The organism is Mycobacterium sp. (assembly GCF_044342925.1).
Classification (GTDB): domain Bacteria; phylum Actinomycetota; class Actinomycetes; order Mycobacteriales; family Mycobacteriaceae; genus Mycobacterium.
Genome location: NZ_JBIIOV010000125.1, coordinates 1 through 9,719, shown reverse-complemented (window position 1 = coordinate 9,719; position 9,719 = coordinate 1). Strand labels below are relative to the sequence as shown.

General features: G+C 70.3%; 5 protein-coding genes and 1 pseudogene. All 6 read right to left on the bottom strand.

All coding sequences use genetic code 11. The features are described from left to right. Positions 1 to 254, bottom strand: a pseudogene (locus tag ADBZ6I_RS12995) (acyltransferase); the annotation flags it as partial. A gap of 18 nt (positions 255 to 272) precedes the next feature. Then, positions 273 to 1,037, bottom strand: coding sequence for an ABC transporter permease (locus tag ADBZ6I_RS12990; protein ID WP_526384469.1), 765 nt, complete (start codon positions 1,035 to 1,037; stop codon positions 273 to 275). Further along, a complete protein-coding gene (locus tag ADBZ6I_RS12985; RefSeq protein ID WP_526384467.1) occupies positions 1,034 to 1,849 on the bottom strand; it encodes an ABC transporter permease in 816 nt (271 codons plus the stop codon). The genes ADBZ6I_RS12990 and ADBZ6I_RS12985 overlap by 4 nt, the downstream gene beginning before the upstream one ends. Continuing rightward, the gene (locus ADBZ6I_RS12980) at positions 1,846 to 2,862 is read right to left on the bottom strand and encodes an efflux ABC transporter ATPase subunit, DrrA-related (protein ID WP_526384465.1); all 1,017 of its coding nucleotides are present in this window, start codon (positions 2,860 to 2,862) and stop codon (positions 1,846 to 1,848) included. Before ADBZ6I_RS12980 ends, ADBZ6I_RS12985 begins: the two co-directional genes overlap by 4 nt. A 16-nt stretch (positions 2,863 to 2,878) precedes the next feature. After that, positions 2,879 to 7,300 (bottom strand): type I polyketide synthase, encoded by a 4,422-nt coding sequence (locus ADBZ6I_RS12975; protein ID WP_526384463.1) that lies wholly within the window; start codon positions 7,298 to 7,300, stop codon positions 2,879 to 2,881. Further along, positions 7,297 to 9,719: beta-ketoacyl reductase (locus ADBZ6I_RS12970; RefSeq protein WP_526384461.1), on the bottom strand; the 2,423-nt coding region annotated here is incomplete at its 5' end. The genes ADBZ6I_RS12970 and ADBZ6I_RS12975, both read right to left, overlap by 4 nt.

The window sequence follows — 9,719 nt, the reverse complement described above, 5'->3', positions numbered from 1 at the left end:
GGACCGTCGAGTTCGATCACGTCGATGCCGGGGTGCAGCAGGTCGTCCAGGACGATCTCGTAGCGGCCGTCGGCACCCTTCTCCAGGTGACCAGCCAGCACTGGGTGCGCCTGGAGCAGCAGGTCGAACGCTTCGGAGAGCGCGTCGAGGTCGACCTTGCCACTGACATGGGCAGCCAGGCCGACGAAGTTCTGCGTCTCGGCGAACATCTCCTCGCTGCGCGCGAGCTTGCGAATTCCCGACGAAGGAAACACCTTCACCACCCCCGGCGATCAGTCACGTCTACTGGCCTTCCGATACCCGAGCGCCAGCGGGACGGCGATGACAGCGGCTATTCCAACGGACCATAACAGTGTTCCGAGCACAGGTTTGACCACCGGTCCGCCCATCGACAGGCCCCGCATCGCCTCCACGACATAGCTGCACGGCTGGTGTTCGACGAAGGGCTGCAACCACTTCGGGAACTGGTCGAGCGGCACGAAGCCGGTGCTGAAGAAGAACATCACGGCGGCGATCACCTCGGTCGCCTGCGGCACCAGGGTGTTCTGCGCGTACAGCGCGATGGTCATCACCACCGCCGAGAAGGCCACCCCGAACAGCGCCGGCATGAACAGCCAGAGCACCGCTTTGGGGAATCCCTGGGTGAAACGGAAGCCCAGCAGCAGCCCCACGAACATCACGAAGCTGGTGATCACCACGATCCGGACACCCTCGGCGATCAGTCGCGACACCAGACCCGAAGCCCGGTGCGAGGGCACCACCCAGAACCGGGACAACAGGCCCTCGTCGCGCTCGCGCATCACCCCGACGGCGACGATGATGGCACCGGAGGTGGCGCCGATCAGCGACACCAGCGGGACGCTGCCGTACAGCGCGCTGTGCCCGGTGACCTGTTTGACGCCGTCGCCGAGAACGATGTTCAGCGCCACCAGGAAGCCGGCCGGGAACAGCAGGGACTGGGCCACGGTGGCGGTGTCGTTGGTCCACCGCCGCAGGATGCGGGCGGTGAGCAGTGAGGTCTCGCTGAGCAGGCTCATGACTGCCTCGCCGCCACGCGCGCGTGCAGCCAGGTGAAGACCACGATGAAACCGGCCAGCCAGAGCAGTGAGGGACCGATCACCGACCAGGTGACCGGCGGTGCTGCCGCGGTGCTGTCACCGGCCAGCGCACGCAGCGCGTTGAGGAACTGCGACAGCGGCTGGTTACGGACGAACGGCTGGATCCAGTCCGGAAAGCGTTCGGTGGGTTGCAGGCCCACCGAGGCCAGCCCGAGGGTCACCTGCGGGACCAGCAGCAGCGGCGCGGTCGCTTCGGGGTTGCGGGTGGCCGCGCCGATGAGGTCACCGGCCAGCGCCAGCGACGCACCGATGAGCAGCGCCAGCAGCACGAAACCGATCGTGTGCGACCAGTTGCCGTAGAACTTGAAGCCGATGACGTGCCCGCACACCAGCGAGACCACCAGCGCGATGACGCAGCGGTACATGCTCGCCGTCATGCGGGCCGCCAGCGGGGTGAGCGCACCCATCGGCATGGCCCGAAACCGGCGGTTGATGCCGGCCAGCGTGTCGATGGCCGCGCGGAACGCCGCCGACACCGCGGCGAAGAAAATGGCCTGGGTGACGATCAGCGGGGTGAGGTACTGCGCATAGCTGCTCATCGGCTGCAGCGCGCCGAGGATGTTCTTCAGCGGCAGGTAGAACCCGACGGTGAACACGATGGAGCTGATGATCTGGGTGGCCAGTTCGCCGTTGGTCAGGGTCGGCGTGATCGTCCGGGTGGTCAGCGTCCACCACTGCTGCGGGGTGGACGGCATCGGCCGGGTCGACGCCGGGATGGCGCCGACCGTCATGTGAGAGCCCCCGCGTCCAGGCTGGCGGCACTGGTGCTCTCCGGCCGGTCATCGTGCCGGTCATCACCCTGACCGGTAAGGCTCAGGAACACCTCGTCCAGCGAGGGCCGCCGCAACGCGATGTCGTGGAGTTCGATCCCGGCGCCGTTGACCAGATTCAGCGCGGCGATGAGGGTGTTGGCGCCGTCGGGCGCGGGCATCGAAACCCGGTCGGAGACGTCGGTCAGCGCGGCGCGGTTCTCCTCGGGCAGCAGTGAACCCAGCGCGGCGGCCACCGCCGGCACCTCGGTGATATCGCGCGGGACGATCTCGCAGTAGGTGCCACCGGTGCGGTCCTTGAGCTGCTCCGCGGTGCCCTCGGCGATGATGGTGCCCCGGTCGATCACGATGATCCGGTCCGAGAGCGAGTCGGCCTCCTCCAGATACTGAGTGGTCAGCAGGGTGGCGATGCCCTCGGATTTGAAGTCCGACACCAGTTCCCAGATGGCCAGCCGGCTGCGGGGGTCCAGCCCGGTGGTCGGCTCGTCGAGGAACACCACCTCGGGACGGACCACCAGGCCGCAGGCGATGTCGATACGCCGGCGCATACCGCCGGAGTAGTTCTTGACGCTGCGGTCAGCGGCCTCGACGAGGTCGAACCGCTCCAGCAGTTCGCCCGCCCGGACCTTCGCCGCGGCCTTCTTCAAGCCCTGCAGGCGCCCGAACATCACCAGGTTCTGCCGGCCGGTGAGCATGTCGTCGAGCGCCACGTGCTGGCCGGTGAGCATGATCGAACGCCGCACCCCGCCCGGATCGGTGCGCACGTCGTGCCCGGCCACTATCGCGCGCCCCGACGTCGGGGTGGACAGGGTGGACAGGATGTCCACCGTCGTGGTCTTGCCCGCCCCGTTGGGGCCGAGCAGGCCGAGCACCTCGCCGCGTCCCACCTCGAAGCTGATGCCGCGCAGCGCCTGCACGGTTCCGAAGGTCTTCGTCAGGCCTTCGACGACGACCGCTTTGTCAGTACTGGACATCTGTTACTCCTAGCCCTCAGTCGAGGGCCGACAGGTCCACCAGGGCGAGTTCGTCTCCGGCGGAATCGGTTTCGCTCTCGTCGAGCGCTTCGGTGGTCAGTTCCAGCAGCGCCGCGGTGAAGTGCCGCGACAGCTCCTCGACGTCGGTGCGCCCCAGCCGGCGGGTGTCGTACCACCAATCCACATGCAGCTCGGCGGAATAGCGGTACACCCTCAGCTCGATGGCATGCCCGAGGCCGGGCACCGCCTCGCGCGCCGGCAGCGCCAGATCCGGGTCGAATCGCACCGGCGCATCGTCGGACTGGCCGGGCGGCAGGTCGGGAATGGTGCCCAGATTCGAGAAGAAGATGTCCGCCGGCCGGGTGGCTCCGAGCATCCGCGCGGTCGGCGCGTAGACGTAGCGCAGCAGCCCGTAGCCGATCCCGTGGTGCGGAACGGCTTTCAGCGCGGCGGCCACGTCGTCGAGCATCTGTTGGGCGCCGGCCTCCCGCGGTGTCGCGCAGGGGATGGCGACCGGGTAGATGGTGGTGAACCAGCCGACGGTGCGGCGCACGTCGACGTCGGGGCGCAGCACCGAGCGGCCCTGTCCGCCGAGTTCGACGGCCAGCTTCCCGTCCCCGATCGTCGCCCCGACCGCCCGGCCGAGCGCGGCCAGCAGAATGTCGTCGAGCGGGACGGCCAGCCGCCGTCTGGCGTCATCGACCTCGCCGGTCTGCTCGGTGGTGAGCACTGACGGCAGCCGGGCCAGGTCGTCGGCATCCGGTGGTTCCGGGGCGGGGCCGGCCACCGAGAGGGTGGCCTTTCGGGCCACCCCGAGCCAGTAGTCCCGGCTGTTGAGCACCGCCGGATGCATGGCCAGTCCGGCGGATCGGTGCAGCCATTCCCGCCAGGTGGTGCTGACCGGCTCCAACGTGATGTCCTCGCCGGCCAGCCGCTGGGCGAAGGCGGTGAAGACGTCGGTGAGCACGATGTCGCGGGAGGCGTGGTCGGCGGCGATGCCGTGCAGGCTGAGCACCAGGTACGCCCGGTCCGCGGCGCTGACGTAGGTGGCGTTCAGCGGTGCGCCCAGCAGGTGATGCTCGCGCATCTGCTCGGCCAGGATGTCCATCACCGCGTGGCGCTCCTGCGGGCTGCCCGGCTCGATGCCGTCGGGCAGCGACCGGGTGGCCAGTGCGGTGAACTCCCCCGGGTCGCCGAGCCGCTGGTCCCAGGTGCCGTGGTCGACCAGCCGCAACCGCAGCGCGTCGTGGTGGTTGGCTACCGCCGTCAGCACCGCGCGGATGTCGTCGACCGACACGTCGGGGCGCAACTGCAGAACCAGCGGGACGCGCCAGCTGCCCACGTCACGCAAGCCGTGTTCCAGGAAGTAGGAGACGTTGGGCGGAACCGGCGGCTGCGCCGAATCGTCCGCGCTCTGCCGGGCCAGGCTGCCCTCGGCGTAGCGGGCGGTCATCGCCCGGGCCAGCGCGGCCAGCGTCTGGTTCTCATAGAGGTCCTGCGGGGTGAGATCCAGGCCCTCCTTGCTGGCGGTCATCGCGACGCTGATGGCCACCAGCGAATCGCCGCCCACCTCGAAGAAGTTGGTGTTGCGGTCGATGGTGGCGATGCCCAGGCACTGCGACCAGATGCGCTGCAGGGTCGATTCCATCTGCGAGGCGTTGCTGATCGTGGTGGTGGCGGTCTCCCCCGCCGCCGGCGGTCCGCCGGCCTGGGTGGCGTCCCCGCCCGCCGACGACCGGCTGGCCGGGTTGTACTCCACCCAATGGCGTTGGCGCTCAAAGGGATAACCCGGCAGCGACGCCAGCGGCCGTTCGCCTCCGAGTCGGGGGGTCCAGTCCACCTCGACGCCGGCCGCCCACAGCTGTCCCAGCCCGAGCAGGAAGGTGTCGTGGTCGCTACGGTTCTGCGCCTGGTGACGCATCAGGCGCACCGCGCGGTGGCCGGCAGACCAGTTCGGGTGGCGCATCGCCGAGGAGGTCAGGCTGCCGCTGGGACCCACCTCGACGACCACGCGATCCGGGCTGGCCAGCAGCACGTCGAGTTCGTCGGCGAAGCGGACGGTCTCCCGGATCTGACGGGCCCAGGTCGACGGGTCGGTAGCCTCGCCGGCGGTCATCTGAGTCCCGGTCACGTTGGACAGCAGCGGAATCTTGGGCTCCCGCAACTCCAGGCGGGACAGGAACGCGGTGAATTCGGGGATCACCGGGTTCATCAGGCGGGAGTGGAACGCGTGCGCGGTGCGAACCCGGCGGGCGACGATGCCGCTCTCGGCCAGCCGGGCCTGGAAGTCGCGGATGCTCTCCTCGGAGCCGGCCACCACGCAGCTGTTGGGGTCGTTGATCGCGGCCAGGTCGACGTCGCCGCCGAGGTGCTCGGCCAGCGCCGCGGGGCTCAGCGCCACCGCCACCATCACGCCGCGCGCCGAGGCGTGCATCAGCCGGGCGCGCATCGAGACCGCCTTGACCGCCGTGGGCAGGTCGAACACCCCGGCCAGGGTGGCGGCCACGTACTCGCCGATGCTGTGGCCGGCCAGCGCGGCGGGCCGAACCCCGTAGGACTCGGTCAGCTTGGCCAGTGCGTACTCCACGGTGAACAGCGCCGGCTGAGCGCGGTCGGTGCGTTCGAGATTGCGGCCGGTGCCGTCGAAGACCTCGGCGCGCAGGTCGAAGCCCATCTCGGCGCCGAACGCGCTCGCGCAGGCGTCGAAGTGCTCACGGAACACCGGTTCGCACTCATAGAGGCCGCGCGCCATGCCGATGTACTGGGCGCCCTGGCCGGGAAAGACGAAAACCACGCGCTCAGAAGCGGATTGGGAACCGAAGTGGATCTCCGGCGCCTGCCCGATGAACACGTTGTCGCTCTCGGCGTTGCCGAGCACCGCCGCCGCGTCCTCCTGGTCGTTGACCACCGCGGCCAGCCGGATGGGCTCATGCCGGCGCCGGGTCAGGGTGTAGGCCGCGTCGGGCAGGTTCAATTCCTCGGCGTCAGACAGTTCGGCCGCCAGCGCGGTGCGCGCGCCGGTGAGCGACTCGGCGGTGCGGGCCGACAGCAGCAGCACCTGCGGCCCCGGAGCGGCCTCGGGCTCGACGATCGGCGGCGCCTCCTCCAGCACGATGTGGGCGTTGGTTCCGCCCACCCCGAAGGAGCTGACGCCGGCCCGCAGCGGGCCGTCCCACTCCCACGGACCGTCCTGCCCGCGAATGGCGAACGGGCCGCGGTCGAGGTGCAACTCCGGGTTCGGGCTGGTGTAGTGCAGCGTCGCGGGGATCGCCCGGTGCTTGAGGCACAGGATGGTCTTGATCAGGCCGGCGATCCCGGCCGCGGTCTCGAGGTGACCGATGTTGGACTTGACCGAACCCAGGTAGCACGGGCCCTGCCGGTCCTCCTCGGAGATATCGAACGCCTGGCGCAGGCCTTCGATCTCGATCGGGTCGCCCAGCGGGGTGCCGGTTCCGTGGGTCTCGACGTAACTGATCGTGGCGGCGTCGACTTCGGCGACCGCGTGCGCCTCGGCGACCACCTCGCCCTGTCCGGCGGCGGTGGGCGCGGCGTAATTCATCTTCGTCGCGCCGTCGTTGTTCAGCGCCGAACCGCGGATCACCGCATGGATCCGATCGCCGGCGTCCAGCGCGTCCTGCAGCGGCTTGAGCACGACCACTCCGACGCCGCTGCCGAAGATGGTTCCGTCCGAACGGATGTCGAAGGGCTTGCAGTGTCCGGTCGGCGAGACCATGGTGCCCGGCTCGTACCAGTAGCCGACCTGGTGCGGAATCCGGATGGACGAGCCGCCGGCCAGCGCCATCTCGCACTCCCCGTTGAGGATGCTCTGGCAGGCCAGGTGAACGGCCACCAGCGACGACGAGCACGCCGTCTGCACCGACAGTGCCGGTCCGCGCAGGTTGAGCTGGTGGGCCACCCGGGTGGCCAGGTGGTCCTTGTCGTTGGCCAGCGACAGGGCCACCATGTCGAAGCTGGCGCCCTGACCGATCACCATGTTGGCGTCGTAGTGCGACATCAGGTTGTGCAGCAGGTAACCACTGGTCGACGACGTTCCGAACACGCCGACGCTGGCCTCGATGTCGGCCGGGTCGTAGCCGGCGTCCTCCAGGGCGTGCCAGGCGGACTGCAGGAACAGCCGGTGCTGCGGGTCGAGCATCCGGGCGGCCTGCGGGGTGAACCCGAAGAACCCGGCGTCGAACTCCTCGATACCGGGCAGCAACGCCGCCCGGCGGACGTAGGACTTGTTGGCCAGCGCCGTGGAGCCGACGCCGGCGCTGATCAGATCGCCCTCGGACAGGTCGACGATGGACTCCACGCCGCCGCGCAGGTTGCGCCAGAACTCCGACACCGAAGCGGCACCGGGGAACCTCCCGGCCATGCCGACGACCGCGATCGCGTTGGGTGACTGCGCGGTCGAGTAGCCATTACTGGTGCTCACGGTCGTTGTCTAACCTTTCGCCGTGCCGCGGCCTGTTGGCGGGCCGCGGCACGTTGTTGTGCACGGTCACGAACAGCATTGGGACGCTCCCCAGTGTCTTCGGCCAGGCCGAGTTGCCGGATGAGGTCGACGGCCAGGTCGGCCAGGCTGGCGCCCTGCAAAATCAGGGCCACCGGCGGTTCGACCCCGAAGTCCGCCCGGACAGTGTTGCGCATCCTGACCGCCATCAGCGAATCCATGCCCAGCCCGGTCAGCGGCTGGTCGGTCTCGATGGCGCCGTCACCGGCGAAGCCCATGACCGCCGAGATCCGTTTGTGCAGGCGCGCGGTGACGATGCGGTCCACCTCGGCGGCGGTCATCTCGCGCAGCGCATCCGGGCCGGCCCAGTCGTCGTCGGCGTCCTCGGTGTCCAGCTCGGCGGCCAGATTGGTGAAGTAGCCCAGCTGACGCAGTTCCGGGAAGGCTTCGGCGGCGCGGTCCAGACGCAACCGGGCCACGCCGATCTGGGTGACGTCACCGCCGAGCACCGTGTCCAGGGCCTCCAGACCTTCGGCGGGCGACATCGGGTCGAGCACGCTGAAGGTCAGCGAGCGGGCCAGGCCCACATCGGCCCACTGACCCCAGTTGATCGACGTCGCCGGCAGGCCCGACGCCCGCCGCCACTGCGCCAGCGCGTCCAGCCAGGCGTTGGCGCACCCGTAGGACAGCTGGCCGGGTGAGCCGAGCAGCGAGGCCATCGAGGAGAAACCGGCCCACCAGTCGAGCTCCCGATCGGCCCCCCTCGCATCCAGGGCCTGGTGCAGCCGCACCGCGCCGGTGGCCTTGGGCGCCCAGATGCGGTCCAGGCTGGCCCGGGTCAGTCCGGCCACCAACTCGTCGTCGAGGACGGCGGCGGAGTGCACGACGCCGCGCAGCGGCCGCCCGGTCTGCTCGGCGGCCGACACCAGCCGCTCGGCCACACCTGGTTCGGCGATGTCGCCGAGTTCGACGACGACCTCGGCCCGTTCGCCGAGTTCGGTCAGGACGGCCTGGGTCTCGTCGGAGGGTTGGCTGCGGCCGTTGAGCACCACCCGTCCGGCCCCGCTGTCGACCAGCCAGCGCGCGACCGTCAGGCCGATGCCGCCGAGACCGCCGGTGACGAGGTAGGCGCCGTCGGCGCGAACACTGTGCTCGGCGCTGGGTTTCGACACCGCGGCGCGGGGTTCCGGCACCGTGGCGCGGGACAGCCGTTCGACGAACCTGCACCCACCGCGCCAGGCCACCACGTCGTCGGTGCCGGTGGTGGCGAGTTCGGTCGCCAGCGCGGCGGCGGCGTCGGCATCCAGGCCGGCCGCCTCCAGGCCGGCATCCAGATCGATCGCATCCAGATCGACTAGGGTCGTTCGCAGCGCGGGGTATTCGTAGGCGAGCACCCGCACAACGCCCCGCAGGGTGCCGGCCACCGGGTCGCCGGGTTCACCTCCGGCGGGTCCGTCGGAGCCTTCTGACACGTTCACGGCCAGGCCGCCGCGGGTGACCAGCCACAGCCGCGGCGACTTTCCGTGCCAGCCGCCGGTGATCGCCCGCACGGCGGCGGTGATCGACCAGACCATGTCGCGGGCACGGGCGGCGGCCGCCTCGGCATCCCGGGCGTCGAAGGGCTGATTCCCGCATACCACCACTACGCCGACCGGCGGCAACGCCGGGTCAGAGGCCGCGTCGGCGAAGGCGGCCTGCACCGCGGACTCGTCGGTGAGGTCCGCGGTGCGGACCCGTCGCTGCGGGGAGGCGAGGGCCGCGGTGATCTCGCCGGTATCGGCGCCGTCGGTGAGCACCAGCCAGCTGCCGTCGGGCGCACCGCCTGCGGTGGTGTCCGCCGCCACCTCCTCCCAGGTGGCCCCGAACAGCTTCTGCGACAGCGGCAGTGGTGCCGAGCGGCGCTGGATGCGCCGCAGGTAGACGCCGCTGACCAGTGCGGTCGGGTTGCCCGTCTCGTCCATCAGGGTGATCTGGCCGACCGCATCTCCCCCGGCTCCGCCTTGCTCACCGGCGATGCTGACCAGTTCGGCGCGACAGCGCGCCCGACGGCCCGTCTCGCCGAAGACCCGGATGGATTCCATGGCAACCGGCAGATAGGTGACCTCGCTGGACTCGGCGAGCAGTTCGGCCGGCATGGCTGCGGCCAGTGTCTGCAGGGCGGCATCGAGCAGCACCGGGTGCAGCACCGCCGCGGGGTACGGGGTGGCCTCGTCGGGCAGCGCGATCTCGGTTTCGGTCCAGCCGCCGGGGGTCCGCAGGATTCGGGTCAGCGCTGCGAACGCGTGACCGTGGTGGGCGCCGGTGCGCCGCAGCGCGGTGTAGAAATCGCCGGGCGACAGCGTCGTTCCGCCCGGGGCGGCCGGCTCCGGACGCTGCGGGGGCGCCTCGTCGCCGGCGGCGG